This window comes from Streptomyces sp. C1-1, assembly GCF_050214755.1.
Classification (GTDB): domain Bacteria; phylum Actinomycetota; class Actinomycetes; order Streptomycetales; family Streptomycetaceae; genus Streptomyces.
In genome coordinates, this window is record NZ_CP189826.1 from 6415479 (window position 1) to 6434972 (window position 19494).

At 71.9% G+C, this 19494-nt stretch carries 17 protein-coding genes; 4 read left to right on the forward strand and 13 right to left on the reverse strand.

What is annotated here, in order from left to right; translation table 11 throughout:
• The first annotated feature begins 27 nt into the window (after positions 1–27).
• The gene (locus ACQF4J_RS29250) at positions 28–1275 is read left to right on the forward strand and encodes a glycosyltransferase (protein ID WP_427168634.1); all 1248 of its coding nucleotides are present in this window, start codon (positions 28–30) and stop codon (positions 1273–1275) included.
• A 17-nt stretch (positions 1276–1292) separates the two neighbouring features.
• Here ACQF4J_RS29250 and ACQF4J_RS29255 read toward each other — a convergent pair whose 3' ends face one another.
• Entirely contained in the window at positions 1293–2339 is a 1047-nt protein-coding gene (locus ACQF4J_RS29255; protein ID WP_427167153.1) for a hypothetical protein, read from the reverse strand.
• Between the two features lie 207 nt (positions 2340–2546).
• A complete protein-coding gene (gene pepN, locus ACQF4J_RS29260; protein ID WP_351579145.1) occupies positions 2547–5126 on the reverse strand; it encodes an aminopeptidase N in 2580 nt (859 codons plus the stop codon).
• 145 nt (positions 5127–5271) lie between these two features.
• Here pepN and ACQF4J_RS29265 point away from each other — a divergent pair, with 145 nt between their 5' ends.
• Positions 5272–5934 carry a DsbA family protein gene (locus ACQF4J_RS29265; RefSeq protein ID WP_351801886.1) on the forward strand — a complete coding sequence of 221 codons (663 nt, stop codon included), beginning with the start codon at positions 5272–5274 and terminating at the stop codon, positions 5932–5934.
• An 11-nt stretch (positions 5935–5945) separates the two neighbouring features.
• Here the strand turns inward: ACQF4J_RS29265 and ACQF4J_RS29270 are convergent, their stop codons facing one another.
• From ACQF4J_RS29270 to ACQF4J_RS29310, 9 genes are all read right to left on the reverse strand, one after another.
• Positions 5946–6152, reverse strand: coding sequence for a hypothetical protein (locus ACQF4J_RS29270; RefSeq protein ID WP_351579139.1), 207 nt, complete (start codon positions 6150–6152; stop codon positions 5946–5948).
• A gap of 91 nt (positions 6153–6243) precedes the next feature.
• Positions 6244–7671 carry an FGGY family carbohydrate kinase gene (locus ACQF4J_RS29275; protein WP_427167154.1) on the reverse strand — a complete coding sequence of 476 codons (1428 nt, stop codon included), beginning with the start codon at positions 7669–7671 and terminating at the stop codon, positions 6244–6246.
• 13 nt (positions 7672–7684) lie between these two features.
• On the reverse strand, positions 7685–8707 hold the full coding sequence (locus ACQF4J_RS29280; protein ID WP_351579133.1) for a 2-hydroxyacid dehydrogenase: 1023 nt from the start codon (positions 8705–8707) through the stop codon (positions 7685–7687).
• A complete protein-coding gene (locus ACQF4J_RS29285; RefSeq protein WP_351579130.1) occupies positions 8704–9783 on the reverse strand; it encodes an ABC transporter ATP-binding protein in 1080 nt (359 codons plus the stop codon). The genes ACQF4J_RS29280 and ACQF4J_RS29285 overlap by 4 nt, the downstream gene beginning before the upstream one ends.
• Positions 9761–10585: a DeoR/GlpR family DNA-binding transcription regulator gene (locus tag ACQF4J_RS29290; RefSeq protein WP_351579127.1), complete on the reverse strand. Its 825-nt coding sequence runs from the start codon at positions 10583–10585 to the stop codon at positions 9761–9763. The genes ACQF4J_RS29285 and ACQF4J_RS29290 overlap by 23 nt, the downstream gene beginning before the upstream one ends.
• Positions 10582–11667, reverse strand: coding sequence for an ABC transporter ATP-binding protein (locus tag ACQF4J_RS29295; RefSeq protein ID WP_351579124.1), 1086 nt, complete (start codon positions 11665–11667; stop codon positions 10582–10584). Before ACQF4J_RS29295 ends, ACQF4J_RS29290 begins: the two co-directional genes overlap by 4 nt.
• Positions 11664–12494, reverse strand: coding sequence for a carbohydrate ABC transporter permease (locus ACQF4J_RS29300; RefSeq protein WP_351801880.1), 831 nt, complete (start codon positions 12492–12494; stop codon positions 11664–11666). The genes ACQF4J_RS29295 and ACQF4J_RS29300 overlap by 4 nt, the downstream gene beginning before the upstream one ends.
• Positions 12491–13372: a carbohydrate ABC transporter permease gene (locus ACQF4J_RS29305; protein WP_351579118.1), complete on the reverse strand. Its 882-nt coding sequence runs from the start codon at positions 13370–13372 to the stop codon at positions 12491–12493. Before ACQF4J_RS29305 ends, ACQF4J_RS29300 begins: the two co-directional genes overlap by 4 nt.
• Before the next feature lie 6 nt (positions 13373–13378).
• Positions 13379–14800, reverse strand: a complete 1422-nt coding sequence (locus ACQF4J_RS29310; RefSeq protein WP_351579115.1) for an ABC transporter substrate-binding protein — start codon at positions 14798–14800, stop codon at positions 13379–13381.
• Between the two features lie 185 nt (positions 14801–14985).
• Between ACQF4J_RS29310 and ACQF4J_RS29315 the strand changes: the two genes are divergently transcribed.
• Together ACQF4J_RS29315 and ACQF4J_RS29320 are read left to right on the forward strand one after the other, a co-directional pair.
• Positions 14986–16506 carry an FGGY-family carbohydrate kinase gene (locus ACQF4J_RS29315; RefSeq protein WP_351801878.1) on the forward strand — a complete coding sequence of 507 codons (1521 nt, stop codon included), beginning with the start codon at positions 14986–14988 and terminating at the stop codon, positions 16504–16506.
• A complete protein-coding gene (locus ACQF4J_RS29320) occupies positions 16503–17123 on the forward strand; it encodes a histidine phosphatase family protein (protein WP_351801876.1) in 621 nt (206 codons plus the stop codon). The genes ACQF4J_RS29315 and ACQF4J_RS29320 overlap by 4 nt, the downstream gene beginning before the upstream one ends.
• Before the next feature lie 25 nt (positions 17124–17148).
• On the opposite strand, the gene ACQF4J_RS29325 is transcribed toward ACQF4J_RS29320, so the two are convergent.
• Together ACQF4J_RS29325 and ACQF4J_RS29330 are read right to left on the reverse strand one after the other, a co-directional pair.
• Complete coding sequence (locus tag ACQF4J_RS29325) at positions 17149–18045, reverse strand: TauD/TfdA dioxygenase family protein (protein WP_351801874.1); 897 nt, start codon at positions 18043–18045, stop codon at positions 17149–17151.
• Positions 18046–18059: 14 nt separating this feature from the next.
• Positions 18060–19394 (reverse strand): LLM class flavin-dependent oxidoreductase, encoded by a 1335-nt coding sequence (locus ACQF4J_RS29330; RefSeq protein ID WP_351801872.1) that lies wholly within the window; start codon positions 19392–19394, stop codon positions 18060–18062.
• Positions 19395–19494 lie beyond the last annotated feature (100 nt).

Consider the following 19494-nt stretch of genomic DNA (forward strand, 5'->3'; position numbering starts at 1 on the left):
CGTGTGCGTGCCAAGCGCGGACTGCACGTGCTGTCGGTCTACGAGGGCTTCTTCTCCGGGGGAGCCCGAATCGTCCACAGCGACGTCGTACTGGGATTGCAGGAGGGTGGCCAGCACCATCGTGTGCTGAGCATCCACGGTGAGGTGCACCGGGAGGCCACCCGGCAGCGCATGGAGGACGACGCCTGCTACCGGTCGCTGACCGCGGCCGGGGTGGGCGTGACAAGTCTCGGCCGGAGCTTCGGCCCGGGTGGCGCAACCGGTTCTCCGGCCGGCTTCACCGGGCCGGAACTCGCCGACACCGCCCGGGCGACGGCCGACGCGGACGTCATCCTGTCCCTGAAGGAACAGCCGCTGCGGCTGCTCAACCAGGCGGGCCTGCCGCGCCGCCCGGTCGTGGTCGCGCTGCACCGCTCCGACCCCGAGAACCAGGGCGCCGCCCTGGACGAGCTCAAGGCGGCCATCGCCGACGGCACGGTGGTCGCGTGCGTGTGCTGCGCCGAGTCGACGCGGGCCGCCTACGAGGCGGCGGGCGTCCCCGCGGACCTGCTGCACGTCATCCCCAACGGCGTGGACCTGCTCCGCTTCCGCCCCGACCCCGCCCGCCGCCTGGCCCTGCGCACCTCCCTCGGCATCCCGGCGGACGCCCCCGTGGTCGTGTTCGCCGCGCGCTACGACGCGATGAAGAACGTCCCCCTGTTCCTGCGGGCCGCCCGCGCCTGGCTCGCCCGCGAGCCCCACGGTCACGTCCTGATGTGCGGCGCGGGCATGACCCCCCTCAACCCCGGCCTGGACGCGGACATCGAGGCGGCCTTCGGCCGTCGACGCCCGGGCACGGACCGGCTCCACCCCCTCGGCGTACGGCACGACATGGAGCACGTGTACGCCGGGGCCGACGTCGTCGCCCTCACCTCCTCCTGGGGCGAGGCGGCCCCGCTGTGCCTCGTCGAGGGCATGATGTCCGGCGCCGTACCGGTCTCCACCGACGTCGGCGACAGCGCGGCGATCGTCGCCGGACACGGCTTCGTCACCCCGCCCGACGAAGAGGCGATCGCGGCCGCCTGGAGCGAGGCGGCCACCGCCCGCGCGGGCCTGGCACCCGCCCTGTCCGCCTGCCGGGAACGCTTCAGCCGTACGAGGATGATCGCGGCCTACGCGGCCCTGCTGGACGGCGTCCACACCCGCGCGGCCGTGCCCCCCGCCCTCCCCGAACCCTCTGACCCGGTACCCGAGGAGGGGCCGCCCGGCCCCCACCGACGCCCCCTCCCCTCCTGATACCGCCCCCTCCATCACTAACGGGGCAGTACCACGACATACGCGGCCGGGTCGCGGTCGCCCGAGGCCATCAGGGCCGTGCGGACCACCGCCGCCTGCTGCTCCATCGCGTCCCGCAGCTTCTTCGGGGCGATGTGGACGACCGTGATCCCGAGCCGCTCCAGGGTCTCCCGCTTGCGGGCGTACTCCGACCACATCGCGTCCTCGTCCTGGCGCGGGGCGCGGGTGTCCAGCTCCACGGCCACCGCCTGCTCCGGCCAGTACGCGTCCAGGCCCCCGAGGCGCGGGCCGCCGGGCAGGCGCAGATCGACGCTCCAGACCGGGTCGGGCAGGCCGTACTCCCGGACCATGCGGTACAGGCGGTCCTCCGCGGTCGCGCGCACCTCCGCGAGCAGCGAGTCCACCGCGTCCACCACATGCGGTCGGCTCAGCAGCTTGGCGCTCTTCAACTCCTTTACCACCGCCGCCGGTTCGCAGTGGCCGCCGCGCACCGCCTCGGTCAGCAGCCGGCGCACCGCGCCCGCGTCCGCCAGCTCGGACACCGCGTCGGCCAACGCACGCGGGACCGGGGCGATGGGAACTCCCGTCACCTGCTGGGGAGCCGGCAGGGCCGGTGTGCGCACGATCCGCGCGCAACCCGTCGAGCGCAGCCGGCGCAGCCGGGGGACCAGGACGTCGATCTTCTCGATCGACGGCAGCGGGGGCGCGGACGTGAAGCCGTGCAGGGTCAGGGCCGCCAGCCCCGTGATCATCGCCTCCGCGTACACCGCACGGCGCGGGTCGTCCGCGCCCGGTTGGGCGGGCACCCCGGGGGCCGACTCCCGCGCCGCGTAGGTCAGCACCGCGTGCAGCCGCTCCTCGCTGGTCGGCGGTCCCGGGTGGACCAGGAAGACACCCGGGAGGAACTGCTGCCAGGGGCCGCCGGTGCGGCACTGCTCGTTCATCTCCGCCGACGTCACGCCCCGCGCGCGCAGCTGCGCCGTGGTCAGGACGCGGCGGTGCACCTCGGACAGGTGGCGGAGGGTGCGGGGGGAAGCCAGGGGGAGTGGCGTGTAGTGGTTCATGGCGAGGAGGTTCCCGCGCCTGGCGCCTCCCGTAACCGCTGTTACACGCCCGTCGACAAATGCGGACAAGGTCGCACTAAAGGACGGGTGTTCGGGTGCCGAATAGGGACGGAAAACCCCTGGTCCGTTCAGGTGCGGACCAGGGGTTACGGCTGTGATTGCCTGAATTCCGTAACGGTGACCGAGCGGGCAAGCTCAGGCCAAGGATCAGCCTGCGTCCGCCGCCGCGTCGCACGCCTGTCCGCGCAGCGCCCGCGCCAGGTCGTCCCGCGCCTCCAGCACCAGCCTGCGCAGCGCCGGCGCGGCCTGTTCGTGGGCGGCGAGCCAGGCGTCCGTCGCGTCCAGCGTGGCCTGCGAGTCCTGCAACGCCGGGAACAGGCCCCGCACCACGTCCATGCCGATCTGGATGGACCGCTCCCGCCACACCCGCTCGATCGCGTCGAAGTACTTCGCCGCGTACGGCGCGGTCAGCTCCCGCTGCGAGGGCTGGTCGAAGCCCGAGATCGTCGCCTCCACCAGCGCGTTGGACAGCGCGTCCGACTCCACCACCTGGGCCCACGCCTGCGCCTTCACCGCCTCCGAGGGCCGCGCCGCCAGGCAGCGCACCTGGTGCCGCTTGCCCGACGCGGTGTCGTCGCGGGCCAGTTCGGCGGCGAGGACCGCCTCGTCCGCGGCGCCGTGCGCCGCGAGCGGCTCCAGGAACGCCCAGCGCAGCTCCTGGTCGACCTCCAGCCCGTCGATCTTCTCGGTGCCCTCCAGCAGCCCCCGCAGCAGCCGCAGATCGTCCGGCGCCGACGCCACCGTCGCCAGGAACCGCGCCCACGCCAGTTGCTGCTCGCCGCCCGGCCCGGCCGCCCGCAGCTCTCGCAGCGCGCCCTCGGCCAGCAGCAGCTCGCCCGTCTCCCGCCACTGCGGGGCCACGTAGTGGACCAGTGCCGAGTTCGCCCACGCGTGCAGCATCTGCAGCACGCCGATGTCGGACTCGCGCCCCGAGAAGCGCAGCACGATCCGGACGAACTCGCGGGCCGGCAGCAGCGCGTCCCGGGTCATGTTCCACAGCGCCGACCAGCACAGGGCGCGGGCCAGCGGGTCGGTCATCGCACCCAGGTGCTCGCGCAGCGTCGCCAGCGAGGTGTCGTCGAAGCGGATCTTGCAGTACGTCAGGTCGTCGTCGTTGACCAGCACCAGTTCCGGCGCCTCGGCGCCCGCCAGCTCCGGCACGACCGTACGCGCGCCGTCGACGTCCACCTCGGCGCGCGCGTACCGCTCCAGCGTGCCCTCGGAGGTGCGCCGGTACAGGCCCACCGCCACCCGGTGCGGCCGCAGCTCGGGGTGCGACTCCGCCGCCTCCTGGACGACGGCGAGCTCGTCGACCCTGCCCTGCGCGTCCAGCAGCACCTGCGGCGTCAGCGAGTTGACCCCGGCCGTCTGCAGCCACGAGCGCGCCCACGCCCCCATGTCCCGGCCGCTGGTCTCGCCCAGCACCGACAGCAGGTCGCCCAGGCGCGTGTTGCCGTACGCGTGCCGCTTGAAGTAGCGCCGCGCGCCCTCCAGGAACGCGTCCTGGCCGACGTACGCCACCAGCTGCTTGAGCACCGAGGCGCCCTTGGCGTAGGTGATGCCGTCGAAGTTGAGCTTCGCGTCCTGCAGGTCGCGGATGTCGGCGGTGATCGGGTGCGTGGAGGGCAGCTGGTCCGCGCGGTAGGCCCAGGCCTTGCGACGGTTGGCGAAGGTGATCCAGGCGTCCTTGAACCGGGTCGCGCCGACGTTGGCGAACGTGCCCATGAAGTCCGCGAAGGACTCCTTCAGCCACAGGTCGTCCCACCACACCATGGTGACCAGGTCGCCGAACCACATGTGCGCCATCTCGTGCAGGATGACGTTGGCCCGGCCCTCGTAGGAGGACCGGGTCACCTTGCCGCGGAAGATGTACTCCTCGCGGAAGGTCACCAGCCCCGGGTTCTCCATCGCGCCCAGGTTGTACTCGGGCACGAACGCCTGGTCGTACTTCCCGAAGGGGTACGGGTAGTCGAAGTGGTCGTGGAAGAAGTCCAGACCCTGCTTGGTGACGAGGAAGACGTCGTCGGCGTCGAAGTAGGGGGCGAGACCCTTGCGGCACATCGCGCCGAGCGGGATGTCCAGGCGCGTGCCGTCGGGCAGGGTGCGCGCGTAGGAGTCCGTGACGTAGTGGTACGGCCCCGCCACCACACAGGTGATGTACGTCGAGATCGGCTTCGTCTCCGCGAACCGCCAGACGTCGTCGGTGAGTTCGCCGACGCCGTTGCTCCACACCGTCCAGCCCTGCGGCGCCCGCACCTCGAAGCGGAACGGCGCCTTGAGGTCCGGCTGCTCGAAGTTGGCGAAGACGCGGCGCGAGTCGGCCGGCTCGTACTGGGTGTACAGGTAGACCTCGCCGTCCTCGGGGTCGACGAAGCGGTGCATGCCCTCGCCGGTGCGGGAGTACGCGCACTGGGCGTCCACGACCAGCTCGTTCTCCGCGGCGAGGTCCTCCAGGAGGATGCGGGAGCCGTCGAAGACCTGACCGGGGTCGAGGTCCTTGCCGTTGAGTGAGACGGACGTCACACTCGGCGCGATCAGGTCGGCGAATGTGGCGGCGCCGGGCTCGTTGCAGCGGAACCGGATCGTGGTGACCGAGCGGAAGGTGCGCGGCTCCGCGTCCGCCTCGCCCACCGCCGTCCGCAGGTCCAGGGACACCTCGTACCCGTCGACGGACAGCAGGGCGGCCCGCTCCCGGGCCTCGTCACGGGTCAGATTCTCACCGGGCACGGGCGGTACTCCCTCGACAGGTGTTCGGTATGTGGACACGACTTTCTGCTGATCCTGCCACGCGCCCTCGACGGCGGGCACCCGGGAATGGGGACGGTACGGCCCGGCGTTGGTCGTTGAAACGAACACTTTTCCTAGGAGATTCATGTCCGAGACCGCGAGCACCTCCGCGAAGACCCCCGTCGACTTCTGGTTCGACCCGCTGTGTCCCTGGGCCTGGATGACCTCCCGGTGGGTGCTGGAGGTGGAGAAAGTCCGCGACATAGAGGTCCGCTGGCACATCATGAGCCTCGCCGTGCTCAACGAGGACAAGCTCGACCAGCTGCCCGAGGAGTACCGGGACATGCTGGCCACCAAGGCGTGGAAGCCGGTGCGCGTGGTGACCGCCGCGTGGCAGAGGCACGGCGCGGACGTCCTCGGCCCGCTCTACACCGCGCTCGGCACCCGCATCCACAACAACGGCGAGGGCCCGACCGTCGAGGCGATCGCCGGCGCCCTCGCCGACGTCGGCCTGCCCGCCGACCTCATCGACTACGCCGACCAGGAGGACTTCGAGTTCGACGCCGAACTGCGCGCCTCCCACAAGGAGGGCATCGAGAAGGTCGGTCAGGAGGTCGGCACCCCCGTCATCGCCGTCCCCGGCGCCGACGGCGAGCAGATCGCCTTCTTCGGCCCGGTCGTCACCCCGGCCCCCAAGGGCGAGGAGGCCGCGAGGCTCTGGGACGGCACCCTCGCGGTCGCCTCGGTCCCCGGCTTCTACGAGATCAAGCGCACCCGCACCAAGGGCCCGGACTTCAGCAACCTGTAGGACGCCCCTCGCTAGCTCTTGTCGGGCTCGGGGAACTTGGCGCCGTCGGTCCAGTCCCCCCGCCGCTGGTAGCGGCGGCAGCCCTCGCGGGTGCAGACCAGGTAGGAGCCCAGGCGGGTGTGATGCGGGATCTGCCGGCGGACGTACTCCCGCTCGTCCTGGGTGAGCGGACGGAAGTCCTCGTAGGTCCCGCAGTCGTGGCATCGCCAGGACTCCATGCGTCTCCCTCCGGTTCCCGATGAAGGCTCGGTGACCGCCTCCGGCCCTGTGAGCGTAGGTTCTCGCAGGGCCGGTAGAGTACGCCCGGAATCAGTCCCTTCGCGCCCGTTTCCGCGCCTGCGCCAGCCTCTCCAGGTGTTCCTCGAACTCCTTCGCGTAGTACGCCGCCCGTGCCGCGTCGGGTTCCACGACCGCCGTCGGCGCGGTCCACGCCGCCGTGTCCAGCTCCACCCCGTACCGCGCGGCCGCCGCCAGCACCGCGCCCCGCGCGCCCACTTCGCCCTCGACCACCCGCAGCGGGCGGCCCAGGACGTCCGCCAGCAGCCGCATCCACGCCGGACTGCGGGTGCCGCCCCCGCAGACGGCCAGGGTGCCCGTCAGGCCGGCCGCCCGCAGACAGTGCCGGGCCGCGAAGCCGATGCCCTCGCAGGTCGCGCGGATCAGGTCGGCCTTCGTCGACTCCAGTGACACCCCGCTCAGCTCGGCGCGCAGGCTGGGTTCCACGAACGGCGCCCGCTCGCCGGACGGGGCGAAGTACGGCAGCACCCGCACCCCGTGCGCGCCCGGCGGGGTCTCGGCCAGCAGGGCGTCGACCTCCTCGTGACGGACACCGGTCGTGGTCAGCACCCAGTCCAGGGCCGCCGTACCGACCATCGCCGGCATCGCGCGCAGCCAGTGGCCGGGACGGTCGGTGCTGATGTACAGGCCGGCCGGCTCGCCGGTCAGGTCGAGGTCGGTGGTCGCGACCAGGCCGGCCAGACACGTGCCGACGATCAGCAGACCGTCGCCGGGCGACGTCACCCCGGCGCCGAGCGCGCAGGACGGCAGGTCGTACGGGCCGTTCGCCAGCCGGGTGCCGGCCGGGAGCCCCTCGCGGGCCTCGGCGGTGGCGATCGGGTCGCTGACGGGGGCGAGGAGACCCCGGCGGTGGGTGAGACCGAGGAGCTCGACGACCCGGTTGTCGTAGGCGCGGGTGCGCGGGTCCAGGAACGGCATCGAGGCGTCCGACACGTCCGTCGTGGGCCGGGAGCGGCCGGTCAGCCGCTGGAAGACCATGTCCTTGCAGTAGACGGCCGCTCGCGCCGAGTCCAGCGCCTTCGGCTCGTGGCTGTCCAGCCAGGCCAGCAGCGGGCCCGGACAGCCCGGGAACATCGCGCTGCCGGTCCGCCGGAACACCGTCTCGAACGTGCCGTCCGCCAGCCACCGGTCGACCAGTTCATGGGCCCGGCCGTCCATCCAGGAGGCGGCCGGGCGGACCGGGCGGCCGTCGCCGTCGACCAGCCAGACGCCGTCGCCCTGGCCGGTCAGGCCGGCCAGGGCGACAGGGCCGGGACGGCGCGAGGTGAGTTCCCCGAGCACCGTGAGGACCGCGGAGTACACCTCCTCCATGTCCTGTTCGACGACGCCCCCGTGCAGCGCCAGCCCCACCGGGCGTGCCGCGACGTCCAGTTGACGCCCCTCGTCGTCGAACGCGGCGGCCTTCACCATGGACGTGCCCACATCGATACCGACGTACATCTCGCCTCCCGGGTCAGGTCAGACAGTGCGCCAGCGGCTCCCCGCGCACCCAGCGCCCCACTTCCTCCGCGGCGATCCGCGCCGCCTTCTCCGCGACCGCGCGCGAGGCGCCGCCCAGGTGCGGGGTCAGCACGACGCGGTCGGCCAGCGCGTGCAGCCGTGAGTCCGCCGGCAGCGGCTCCGTGACGTACGTGTCCAGGGCCGCCGCGGACAGCCGTCCGCTCTCCAGCGCGTCGCACAGCGCGTCCTCGTCCAGCAGCGGCCCGCGCGCCACGTTCACCACCACCGCGCCCTCGGGCAGCAGGGCCAGTTCACGGGCGCCGATCAGGCCCCGGGTCTCGGCGGTGAGGCGGGCGTGCAGGGTGACCACCCGGGAGCGGCGCAGGAGGTCGTCGAGGGAGTGCACGCGCAGGCCGTGGATCTCGCCCCGCACGTAGGGGTCGTGGACCATCACCTGCGCGCCGAACGCGCACAGCGCGCGGGCGACCCGGCTGCCCACGGCCCCGTAGCCGACGAGACCGACGGGCAGGTCCTCCAGCTCCAGGCCGCTGTGCTCGTAGGTGTAGTACGTCGCTCCCTGCCAACTTCCCCGTCCGGCGAGGAGGTTGTGGGCCTGGGGGATGCGGCGCAGGGCCGACAGGAGGAGGCCGACGGTGAACTCCGCGGTCGCGGCGGCGTTGCGGCCGGGGGAGAAGCAGACGCGGACGTCGTGCCGCTCGGCCGCGTCCAGGTTGACGTTCACCGGCCCGCCCCGGCAGACGACGACGAGGCGCAGGTCGGGGCAGGCGTCCAGGACGCGTTCGGTCACCGGGCCCATCTGGGTGACCAGCACCTGGGTGTCGGCCAGCGCCTCGATCAGCTCGTCCTCGGCGTCGCTCGCCTCGGTCACCTCGGCCACCGGGCCGAAGGGCTCCAGCGGCCAGCCGAGGGTCAGTTCGGCCACCTCGCAGGGCAGGTCGCCGCCGATCGCCTGCCTGATCAGCGACGGCAGGATGAAGTGGTCGCCGGCCGCCAGGACACGTACGTGTTCGCTCATCGCAGGGAGTCTCCCGTCTCGGCGTCGAAGACATGGGTCAGGCGCGCGTCGGCGGTGACCCGGACGGACTCGTCGTGGGCCAGCCGCACCTCGGGGCCGGTCAGGACGACCAGGGGGCGTTCGACGCCGGCCAGGGCGAGGGTGGCGATCCCCGCCTCCAGCAGGGGCTCGTGGGCGACGACCCGGGCGGGCAGGCCCTCGGCGCCGGTCAGGCTCAGGTCCTCGGGGCGGATCCCGACGACGACCTCGCGGCCGGGCGGGACGGGCACGGGGAGCGGCACGCGCACGGAGCCGGAGAGGCGGGCGTGGGCGTCCCCGTCCGCGATGCCGGGCAGCAGGTTGATCGCGGGTTCGCCGACGAAGTCCGCCACGAAGAGGTTCGCGGGGCTGTCGTAGATCTCGTACGGCGTGCCGAGCTGCTGGATCACGCCGTCCTTCATCACCGCGATGCGGTCGGCGAGGGAGAGCGCCTCCTCCTGGTCGTGGGTGACGAGGATGGTGGTGTGGCCCAGGTCGCGCTGGATGCGCTTGAGTTCGCGGCGCGTGGTGTCGCGCTGGGCCGCGTCGAGGTGGGAGAGGGGCTCGTCGAGGAGCAGGACGTCCGGTTCGCGGATCAGGGCGCGGGCGAGACAGACGCGCTGCTTCTGGCCGCTGGAGAGGGTCGCCGGGTGGGCGTCGAGGAGGGGTGTGAGATCGACCCGGGCGGCCATGTCCGCGACCTTGCGGGCCACTTCACCGCGGTCGCTGCCCCTGCGGGCCCGCAGGCCGAACGCCAGGTTCTGGGCCACGGTGAGGGGCGGGTAGAGGGCGTAGTTCTCGAAGGCGACGCCGATGTTGCGGGCCTGCGCGGGCAGTGCGGTCACGGACTTCCCGGCCACCAGGATGTCCCCGTCGGTCACCGTCTCCAGGCCGGCGATCATGCGCAGCGTCGTCGACTTGCCGCAGCCCGAGGGACCGAGGAGGCCGAGGAGCTCCCCGGAGCGCAGGGTCAGGTCGAGGCCGCGTACGGCGGTGACCGGCGGGCGGCCCCGGGAGCGGTAGGTCTTGCGCAGGTCACGTAGCTCCAGTTCGGTCATCTCCGCCCCTCGTCGCGCAGACTTCGTAGGTGACCTTGTGCTCGTCCAGGTCGCGCAGTGCTTCGGGAGAGGCTCCGTCGTCCACCAGGAGCAGGTCGAAGCGGGACAGCGGGGCGACCCGGTGCAGGGCCGTGCGGGCCAGCTTGGTGTGGTCGATCAGCAGGACGTCGCGGGCCGCCGAGTCGAGCATCGCCCGCTTCACCGACACGATGTGCTGCTCCTGGTGGTAGGCGTAACCCCCGTGTACGGCCGACGTGGAGGCGAAACAGACGTCCACGCGCAGGGACTGGACCGCCTCGACGCAGGAGACGCCGAGGAAGGAGGAGTGCAGGGGGTCGTAGTCGCCGCCCAGGGCCATCAGATGGATGCCCCGCTGGTCGGACAGGAGGTTGATCGCCTGGAGGAAGTTGGTGACGACCGTGAGCGGGGTGATCTCGCCGTGGCGCAGGCGGCGGGCTATCTCCAGGGTCGTCGTGGAGTCGTCCAGCATGATCGCCATACCGGGCTCTATGAGGTTCAGCGCACGGTCGGCGACGGCCGCCTTCTCGGCGCGCATGGTCTTCAGGCGGTACTCGACGTTGGACTCGAACACCCCGGACGGCTGGGCCGTCACCCCGCCCCGGAACTTCCGTACGATTCCCTGCCGTTCGAGTTCGTCGAGGTCGCGGTGGATGGTCATCAGGCTCACCCCGAACCGCTCGGCGAGCTCGGCCGCCGTCGCCGAGCCCTCCGCCAGGACCTGTTCGGCCATGGCGGCCTGGCGGGCCGCGGGCCCCTGCTGTGCACCGGTGCTGCTGCTCATCGTTTCCCGATCCGTCGTCCTGGGCCCTGCGGCCCGTCGGCCTCGAACAGCAGCAGGTTCTCAGGCCGCACCGTCAGCCGTACCGGATCGTCGGGCCGCAGACCGGCCGTGTCGCCGCGCGGGGCGACCAGCGAGACGTGCTGCCCGCCCAGCCGGACGGTGACCTCGACCGACCGGCCGAGCACCTCGGTGACGTACACGGTGCCGGTGAGCTCGTGGCCGGGCGCGGTGAGGGAGAGGTCGCGCGGGCGCACGCCGACCAGGACCTCCGTGCCCGCCGGGGCCGCCGCGCGGACGGGCAGTTCCACCTTTCCGTCCGGCGACCGGAAGCGGCCGTCCTCGGTGACCGTCCCCGGCAGGAGGTTGATCCGCGGCCGACCGAAGGCCCGGGCGACCTCGGTGTCGCGGGGCTCGTACCAGATCTCCTCGCGGGTCCCCGTCTGGACGATCCGTCCGTCGCGGATCACTCCCGTCCGGTCGCCGAGGGCCAGGGCCTCGACCGAGTCGTGGGTGACGTAGAGGGTGGTGGTGCGCTGGACCGCCCCGATCGCCTTCAGTTCGGCACGCATCTGCTGGCGGAGCTTGGCGTCCAGGTGGGAGAGGGGCTCGTCGAGGAGGAAGGCGCGGGCGGGGCGGACCAGGACCCGGCCGAGGGCCACCCGCTGCCGCTGGCCGTTGGAGAGCAGACCGACGGGACGGTCCAGCAGGGCGCCGATGCCCAGGAGCTCGGCGATGGCGTGGATGCGGTCGCGGGCCTCGGCGGCCGGGAGGCGGTGACGGGGGGAGCGGAGCGGGGAGGCGAGGTTGTCGTAGGCCGACTTGTGCGGGTAGAGGGCGTAGCTCTCGAAGCACATGGCCACGCCCCGGTCGTAGGGCTCGACGCCCGCCATGTCCTCGCCGTCGAGCAGGACCGTGCCGGCGTCGGGGCGTTCGAGGCCGGCGATCGTCTTGAGCGTGGTGGTCTTCCCGGCACCCGAGGGGCCCAGGAGACAGAAGAACTCTCCTTCGCGGACGTCGAGTTCGAGTCCGTCGAGGGCGGTCACCGGGCCGTACGCCTTGCTGATCCCGCGCAGCCCGATCACGACTTCACCGCCCCGAAGGACAGGCCCCGCACCAGATAGCGCTGGATGGTCAGGGCGAGCAGGAGCGGCGGTACGACGGAGACGAGCGCCGCGGCCGCCGTGAGGTTGTACTTGGGGCGGTCGCCGCCCAGGAAGGACAGCGCGCCGACGGTCACCGTCTGGGCCTCGTTGGAGGTGAGGATCAGCGGGAAGACGAAGTTGTTCCAGGCGAAGATGAAGGCCAGCAGGGACACGGCCGCGACGCCCGGCCTGACCAGCGGCAGCGCCACCTTGAAGAAGGCCTGCTTGCGGGTGTAGCCGTCCAGCAGGGCCGCCTGCTCCAGCTCCGGGGTGAGGTCGGCGAAGTAGGACCGCATGATCCACACGATGAGGGGGAGCGTGACCAGTTGCAGGACCCAGATCATGCCGACGTACGTGTCGAACAGGCCGAGCTTCTGGTACAGCACGAACAGCGGGATGATCACCGTCAGTTCGGGTGCGAAGCGGAACGACAGCAGGGTGAACATCAGGTTCTCGGAGCCCTTGAAACGCCAGCGCGCCGAGGCGTAGGCGGCGGGCAGCCCGACGAGCAGGGAGAGCGCGACCGCGCCCACCGACACCACCAGGCTGTTGACGAAGAACCGCACGAACGGGATGCCCTCGCTGTCGCCGAGCACCGTCCGGTAGGAGCCGAGGGTGGGGGCGAAGGAGAAGTACGTGCTGAAGAGCTGGTTCGCGGGCTTGAGGGACAGGATCACCATCCAGGCGATCGGGAAGAGCGCGAAGACGAAGTAGAGGATGAGGGCCGCGTCCGCGAGCCCGCTCAACAGACGTTTCCGGAAGGTCATTTGGCCTCGGCCGCCTTTCGCTGGATCCGGCCCAGGTGTTTCACCAGCACCATCGCGGCGAGGTACACCACGGCCCACAGCACGATCGTGTAGCTGATGCCGAAGCTGTAGCGCTGGAAGCGGATGGCCTCCAGGTACGCGCGGATCTGCAGGACCACCGTGGAGTCGCCGGGGCCGCCCTCGGTCAGGGCGTAGATGATGTCGAACACCTTCAGCGAGTCCATGAACCGGAAGATCACCGCGACCAGCACGTACGGCCACAGCATGGGCAGCGTCAGCCGCCGGAAGGTGTACCACCAGCCCGCGCCGTCGACCGCCGCCGCCTCGAAGGGGCTCGTCGGCAGGGAGCGCAGTCCGGCGAGCGCGAGGATCGCCACGAAGGGCGTGTAGACCCAGACGTCCACCGCGATCGACGACAGCAGGGCGCCCGTGGGGGTGTCGGTCCACTGGACCCCGCCCAGGCCGAAGGGTCTCAGCAGGTGGTTGACGACGCCGACAGACGGCTGCAGCATCAGCTTCCACATGATCGCCGCGATCACCGGGGCGATCATCAGCGGCAGGATGAGGATCTTCTCCAGCACCCGGCCGACGAGTGAGGAGCGGTGCAGCAGCAGGGCGACGGCCACCCCGAGCACGGTCTCGGCGGCGGCGGCCCCGACCGCGTACAGGACCGTGACCCAGGCAGAGTTCCAGAAGGCGTCCTGGGTGAAGACGGTCTCGTAGTTGTGCAGCCGCACCATGTCGGGCTGCGGTTTGCTCGCCGAGAAGTCGAACAGGGTGTAGTAGAGGCCGAGTCCGAACGGGTAGAGGATCCCGCAGGTCAACAGCAGCGCCGGGACGATCAGGACGTACGGGCGCAGGGTGAGCCGCCAGCCCATCGGAGCTCAGTCCACCTTGGCGGCGAGGTCGCCCGCCAGGCCGTTGAGCACCGACTTCGCGTTCTTGCCGCCGTAGATCTCCTGCAGGGCCGCCGCCCAGCTGGTGGTGGCGTCGAAGAACTGGGCCTGCGGAGTGAACTGGATCTTCGTCTGGTCGACGACCGTCTCGAAGGTCTCGATGAAGCCGGGCAGGTGCCGCATCTTGTCCTTGTAGGCGGCGTCCTGGCTGACCGACTTGCGGACCGGGTCGATGTGGTTGCCGGTGATGGCCGCCCTGCGCAGGTGCTCCTTGCCCGTCGCCCACTGCAGGAACAGCCAACTGGCGCTCTTCTTCTTGGACTTGGCGTTCATGCCGAGCGACCAGATCCACATGTTGGTGGCGAGCGAGCCGTCCGGGCCCTTGGGGCCGGGGTGGAAGGCGATCTTCCCGGAGGCGGGGCTGGCCCCCTTCACGGCCTGGAAGTAGGCGGCCGTGTCCGCGTCGAAGAGCATGCCGGCCTTCTTCGCGCCGAGGTCGCTGGAGCACTGGTACCAGGTGTACGACGTCCAGGACGGCGGCCCGCCCTGCTTGACCATGCCCGCCCAGTCCTGCGTGAACGCGACGGCCTCCGGGGTGTTCATCGCCGGCCTGAGTTTTCCGCCGGAGACGGTGAAGTCGTGCAGGCCGTTGCGGGCGTACATGGTCATGAAACCCGGGTGGATGGTGGCCCAGCTGCGTGAGCCGCGCACGGCGATCCCGTACATGCCGTCGTAGCCGGCGCCGGGCGCCTTCCGCTTGATGGCGCCCGCGATCTCACGCAGTTCGTCGAAGGACTCGGCCGGTTTCAGGCCCAGTTTCGTGAACACCTCGGTGTTGTAGGCGACGACGTTCGTCTCCCAGCCCCACGGCAGCGCGTACTGCCCGCCCCGGCCGAGCGGGGCGCCGTCCTTCAGCGACCACTGGTCGGCCTGGAGGAGGTTGGGGAAGAAGTCCGCCTGGTCCCATTCGGCTCCGGTGGCCGAGGAGTTGCGCATCCACGGTCCGAGGTCCTCCAGCCAGCCCGGCGGGCCGTACTGCCAGACCATGTACGCGCCGAGCATGAAGACGTCGTAGGAGGCGCGCCCGCTGGACAGGTCGACGGTGAGCTTGTCGAAGTAGTTGTCCTCGGGGAAGACGTCGTACTCGACCTTGATGCCGGTCTTGGCGGTGAAGGACTTCAGGTCGGCGATCAGGGCGTCCGTGTACGGGTGCTTGTTGAGCAGGGCCTTGACCGTCCTGCCCTTCTCCCGCTTCCAGTCGAAGGAGCCGGTGACGTCGTCGGCGGCCGAACCGCCGCCCTTGTCGTCACCGCCGCCGAAGCCGGCGCCGCAGGCCGCCAGCAACGGGGTCGCGGCGGCCCCGGCGGTCAGGGCGAGGAAGCGTCTGCGGTCGTGCGCGTGCGTGTCCATCCGTGACCTCCGAGTGGGGTCGGGCCCGGTGCGCTGGGTGGGGGTAACACGTCGAGTCGACTCGCTAACAGAGGGTGTAACGGCGGAAGTTGCGCGTCAATCCCTCGCGCAAGCGAAAATCCCGGGTCAATATCGTGGGTAGGTGTGAAGTTCACAGACTGGATCGCGATGCCCGGGAGGTCCGGATGGCGGACGAGCAGGAGGCGTGGCTGGGGATCGACCTGGGCACGCAGAGTGTCCGTGTGCTGGCCGTCACCGGGGACGGGACGGTCGTGGGGCGGGGTTCGGCCCCGCTCGGCGGGCGCCGCGACGGGGACCGGCACGAGCAGGACCCGGGGGAGTGGTGGGAGGGGGTGTGCGCGGCCGCGCGGCAGGCGGTGGAGGAGTCGCGCGGGGTGCGGATCGGCGGGCTCGCGGTGTGCGGGACGTCCGGGACGGTGCTGCTGACGGACGTGGCGGGGCGGCCGCTGAGCCCCGGGCTCATGTACGACGACCGGCGGGCCTCCGCACAGGCGGCGCGGGCGCGGGCGACGGGGCTGGCGGTGCAGGACACCTGGGCGCTGCCGAAGGCGATGTGGCTGGTGGAGGAGTATGGCGGCCTCCCCGAGGCGCCCGCCAGGGCCCACGCCCACCTCCGGGTCGCCCGGCCCACCCGTTTCCTGCTCGCCCACCAGCCCGACGTGATCGTCACCCGTCTCACCGGCGAGCCCCCGCCCGCCGACTCCTCCCACGCCCTCAAGACGGGCTACGACCTCGAACGCGACGCCTGGCCGCATCCCGCCCTCACCGAACTCGGCCTCCCCGACGGCCTGTTGCCCGACGTCGTACGCCCCGGAACACGGCTCGGCGAGGTCTGCCCGGCCGCCGCCGAGGCCACCGGCATCCCCGCTGGCACCCCCGTCGTCGCCGGGATGACCGACGGCTGCGCGGCGCAGATCGCGTCCGGCGCCCTGCGCCCCGGCTCCTGGAACTCGGTGCTCGGCACCACCCTGGTCCTCAAGGGCGCCTCCACCGCGCCGGTCCACGACCCCACCGGAGTGGTCTACAACCACCGTGCCCCGGACGGGACCTGGCTGCCCGGCGGCGCCTCCAGCGTCGGCGCGGGGGTGCTGACGGCCGCCTTCGCGGGCGCCGACCCGGCGGTCATGGACGAGCGGGCGGCCGCCCACGAACCGTCCGGCGCGGTGGCCTACCCGCTGGTCTCGCCCGGTGAGCGCTTCCCCTTCCACGCCCCGCAGGCCGTCGCCCTCGTCCTCGGCGAACCGGAGGACGACGCGGATCTGTGGGCCGCCCTGCTGCAGGGCGTCGCCTTCACCGAACGGCTCTGCCTGGACTACCTGCACCACCTGGGCGCCTCGCTGGACGGCCCGCTCACCTTCACCGGCGGCGCCGCCCGCAGCCGCTACTGGAACCAGCTGCGCGCCGACGTCCTGGGCCGCCCGGCGCGCGTACCGGCCCAGACCGAACCGGCACTGGGCATGGCGGCGCTGGCCGCCCACGGCGTGGGCGCCCGCCTCGGCCTCGCGGACGTCACCGAGCGCATGGTCCGCGTCCGCACCGTCGTGGAACCCCGCCCGGACCGCACCGCCCTGTTCGCCGAGCCCTACGCCCGGCTGGTCGACGAACTGACGGCACGCGGCTGGCTCCCGCCCCCGGTCGCGGCGCACGCGCACGCCCGCCTCACCCGGAATACTGCGGACTCATGAGCACCACCCTTCTCCTGGCCCGCCACGGCCAGACCGTCTGGCACGCCGAGAACCGGTACGCGGGGATCAGTGACGTGCCGCTCACCGAGACCGGGCACGCGCAGGCGGAGGCCCTCGGCCGGTGGGCCGCCGACCATCCCGTCGACGCCGTGTGGACCTCCCCCCTCTCCCGGGCGGTCGTCACCGCCGAGCCCGCCTGCCGGGCCCTCGGGCTCACCCCGGGCCGCGAACCCGACCTGCGTGAATGCGACTTCGGGGTGGTGGAGGGCCGTACCCTCGCGCAGTTCGCGCGGGAGGACCCGGACGCGGCGGCGGCCTTCCACGCCGACCCGGTGGCCCACCCCTTCCCCGGTGCCGAGGACCCGGTCGCCGCCGCCGGCCGGGGCGCCGCGGCCCTGCGCCGCATCGCCACCGCCCACGACGGCGAACGCGTCCTCGTCGTCGCCCACAACACCCTGCTGCGGCTGGTGCTGTGCCGCCTGCTGTCCGTCCCGCTCGGCGAGTACCGACGGGTCTTCCCGCAGCTGCGCAACGCCGCCGTCACCGAACTCCGCATGGAACCCGACCAAGTCGGTCTGATCTCGCTGAACGTGCCCTGCGACCGGGGAACGGCGTAGGAGGAAGCGGGCCCGCTCGGTGCGACTACGCGGCCACCGACGTGTAGTGCGAGGCGTCGCCCTCGATCGAGTAGCTCTCCTTGCCCTCGATGCCGACCGGAATGTCACCGGCGGCGGTCACCCGGTGCAGCCGGCGCGGCAGACCGTCGTAGTTGTCGACGGCGTAGTGCTGGGTGATGCGGTTGTCGAACAGGACGAGCTGGTTCTCGGACCAGCGGTGGCGCAGGATGTTCTCCGGCCGGGTCACGTACGCCTGCAGCAGGTCGAGGATCTTGCGGGACTCGCCCGGGGAGAGGCCGACGATCCGCTGGGCGAACCCGCCGATGAACAGGCCGCGTTCACCGGTCAGCGGGTGGACGCGGACCACCGGGTGGACCGTGCGGTACTTGATGGACGTGAACTGTGCGCGCTGCGCGGCCTGCCGCTCGTCGACCTCCTCCTCCGGTACGGCGTAGTCGTAGTCGTTGGTGTGCTCGGCCCACAGCGTGTCCGCCAACGCGCGCAGTGCATCGGGCAGTTGGCGGTAGGCGGCGGCCGAGCTGGCGATCAGGGTCTCGCCGCCGTACGGCGGGATCGTGAGCGAGCGCAGGGTGCTGGCCTGCGGCGGGTTGAGGACGAAGGTGACGTCGGTGTGCCAGTGGTTGGCGGCCCGGCCGCGCTCGCTGTCGACCGGGAGGACGTTGGGGACGCCGTCGACGGAGGAGACCGTCGGGTGGGCGGTGGTGACGTCGCCGAAGTGACGGACGAAGGCCTGCTGGCCCTCGTCGTCGAGGTCGACGTCGTCGAAGACGAGCGCCTTGTGGACGTTGAGGGCCTCACGGATCGCGCCGGCCGTCTCCGCGTCGAGGGGCTCGGAGATGTCGACGCCGGACACCCGGGCGCCGATGTTCGCGGTGACCTTCTGGATCTCGATCTCGGACATGTGCGGAGGTCCTTTCAGACGAGGGCGGGCTGGAGGTACTGGTTGGCGGGGCGGGGCAGGCCGTAGCGCTCCCGCAGGGTCTGGCGGGGTCCGTACTCCGTGCGGAGCAGGCCGCGGGCGCGCAGGATCGGGACGACGTGGTCGACGAAGGCGTCGAGGCCGGAGGGCAGGACGGCCGGCATGATGTTGAAGCCGTCGGCGGCGCCCCGGGTGAACCAGCTCTCGATCTGGTCGGCGACCTGCTTGGGCGTACCGGCGAAGGTGAGGTGCCCGCGCCCGCCGCCGAGCCGCCCGATCAGCTGCCGGACGGTGAGCCGGTCGCGGCGGGCCAGCTCGACCACGAGCGTGTAGCGGCTCTTGGCACCCTCGATGGAGTCCTCGGGCGGCAGGTCCTCTGGGAGCGGGGCGTCCAGCTCAAGTGTTCCGGCGGGCAGTTGCAGGAGCCGCTCCAGGTTGGCCACCCCGTGCCGGTGCACGATGTGGTCCTCCAGCAGCTGCTCGTTCGCCCGCGCCTCGGCCTGAGTGGACCCGATGACCGGCACGATCCCGGGCAGCACCTTGATGTGCTCGGGGTCCCGGCCGGCCGCCCTCGTGCGGGACTTGAGGTCGGTGTAGAAGGCCTGCGCGTCCTCGATGGTCTGCTGCGCGGTGAACACGGCCTCGGCGTACCGGGCGGCGAACGCCTTGCCGTCCTCGCTGGACCCAGCCTGCACGAGCAGCGGATAACCCTGGGGGGAGCGGGGGACGTTGAGCGCGCCCTCGACACTGAAGTACGTCCCCTTGTGCCGGGGCGCATGGATCTTGCTGTCGTCGCCCCAGACCCCCGCCGCCTTGTCGGCGACGATTGCGTCGTCCTCCCAGCTGTCCCAGAGCTTCAGCGCCACGTCGAGGAACTCGGCGGCCCGGGCGTACCGCTCGGCGTGCGCGGGCTCGTGCTCCAGGCCGAAGTTCCGGGCGGCCTCCGCACCCGCGGTCGTGACGATGTTCCAGCCCGCCCGGCCACCGCTGATGATGTCCAGCGAGGCGAACTTGCGGGCCAGGTTGTAGGGCGAGTTGTACGAGGTCGACGCGGTGGCGACGAGCCCGATGTGCTCGGTCGCCGTCGCCAGCGCGGTGAGCAGCGTGAGCGGTTCCAGGGCGCCGGCCGGGCGCTGGGCGAGGTTGCTCCACAGCTGGGGGCCGTCGGCGAGGAAGAGCGAGTCGAACGTGCCGCGCTCGGCGATCCTGGCCAGGCGTACGTAGTGGTCCAACTCGACGTGCGCGAGCGGGTCGCTCTCGGGCAGCCGCCACGAGGCCTCGTGGTGACCGGTGTTCATGAGGAAGGCGTTGAGGTGGAGCCGGCGGGTCATCGGTGTTCCTCCGGGAAGCCCAGGTCGGTGGTCATGCGGGGTCCTCGGTGACTCCGAGGTCGCTGTTCATGCGGGGTCCTCGGTGACTCCGAGGTCGCTG

What these genes read in the sequence shown, in the direction of transcription:
- ACQF4J_RS29280 (WP_351579133.1), bottom strand. Translation starts at nt 8,707, where the DNA reads ATGAGCGAACACGTACGTGTCCTGGCGGCCGGCGACCACTTCATCCTG.
- ACQF4J_RS29320 (WP_351801876.1), top strand. Translation starts at nt 16,503, where the DNA reads ATGAGCACCACCCTTCTCCTGGCCCGCCACGGCCAGACCGTCTGGCAC.
- ACQF4J_RS29310 (WP_351579115.1), bottom strand. Translation starts at nt 14,800, where the DNA reads ATGGACACGCACGCGCACGACCGCAGACGCTTCCTCGCCCTGACCGCC.
- ACQF4J_RS29285 (WP_351579130.1), bottom strand. Translation starts at nt 9,783, where the DNA reads ATGACCGAACTGGAGCTACGTGACCTGCGCAAGACCTACCGCTCCCGG.
- ACQF4J_RS29305 (WP_351579118.1), bottom strand. Translation starts at nt 13,372, where the DNA reads ATGGGCTGGCGGCTCACCCTGCGCCCGTACGTCCTGATCGTCCCGGCG.
- ACQF4J_RS29265 (WP_351801886.1), top strand. Translation starts at nt 5,272, where the DNA reads ATGTCCGAGACCGCGAGCACCTCCGCGAAGACCCCCGTCGACTTCTGG.
- ACQF4J_RS29325 (WP_351801874.1), bottom strand. Translation starts at nt 18,045, where the DNA reads ATGTCCGAGATCGAGATCCAGAAGGTCACCGCGAACATCGGCGCCCGG.
- ACQF4J_RS29330 (WP_351801872.1), bottom strand. Translation starts at nt 19,394, where the DNA reads ATGACCCGCCGGCTCCACCTCAACGCCTTCCTCATGAACACCGGTCAC.
- ACQF4J_RS29300 (WP_351801880.1), bottom strand. Translation starts at nt 12,494, where the DNA reads ATGACCTTCCGGAAACGTCTGTTGAGCGGGCTCGCGGACGCGGCCCTC.
- ACQF4J_RS29270 (WP_351579139.1), bottom strand. Translation starts at nt 6,152, where the DNA reads ATGGAGTCCTGGCGATGCCACGACTGCGGGACCTACGAGGACTTCCGT.
- ACQF4J_RS29275 (WP_427167154.1), bottom strand. Translation starts at nt 7,671, where the DNA reads ATGTACGTCGGTATCGATGTGGGCACGTCCATGGTGAAGGCCGCCGCG.
- ACQF4J_RS29315 (WP_351801878.1), top strand. Translation starts at nt 14,986, where the DNA reads ATGGCGGACGAGCAGGAGGCGTGGCTGGGGATCGACCTGGGCACGCAG.
- ACQF4J_RS29255 (WP_427167153.1), bottom strand. Translation starts at nt 2,339, where the DNA reads ATGAACCACTACACGCCACTCCCCCTGGCTTCCCCCCGCACCCTCCGC.
- ACQF4J_RS29290 (WP_351579127.1), bottom strand. Translation starts at nt 10,585, where the DNA reads ATGAGCAGCAGCACCGGTGCACAGCAGGGGCCCGCGGCCCGCCAGGCC.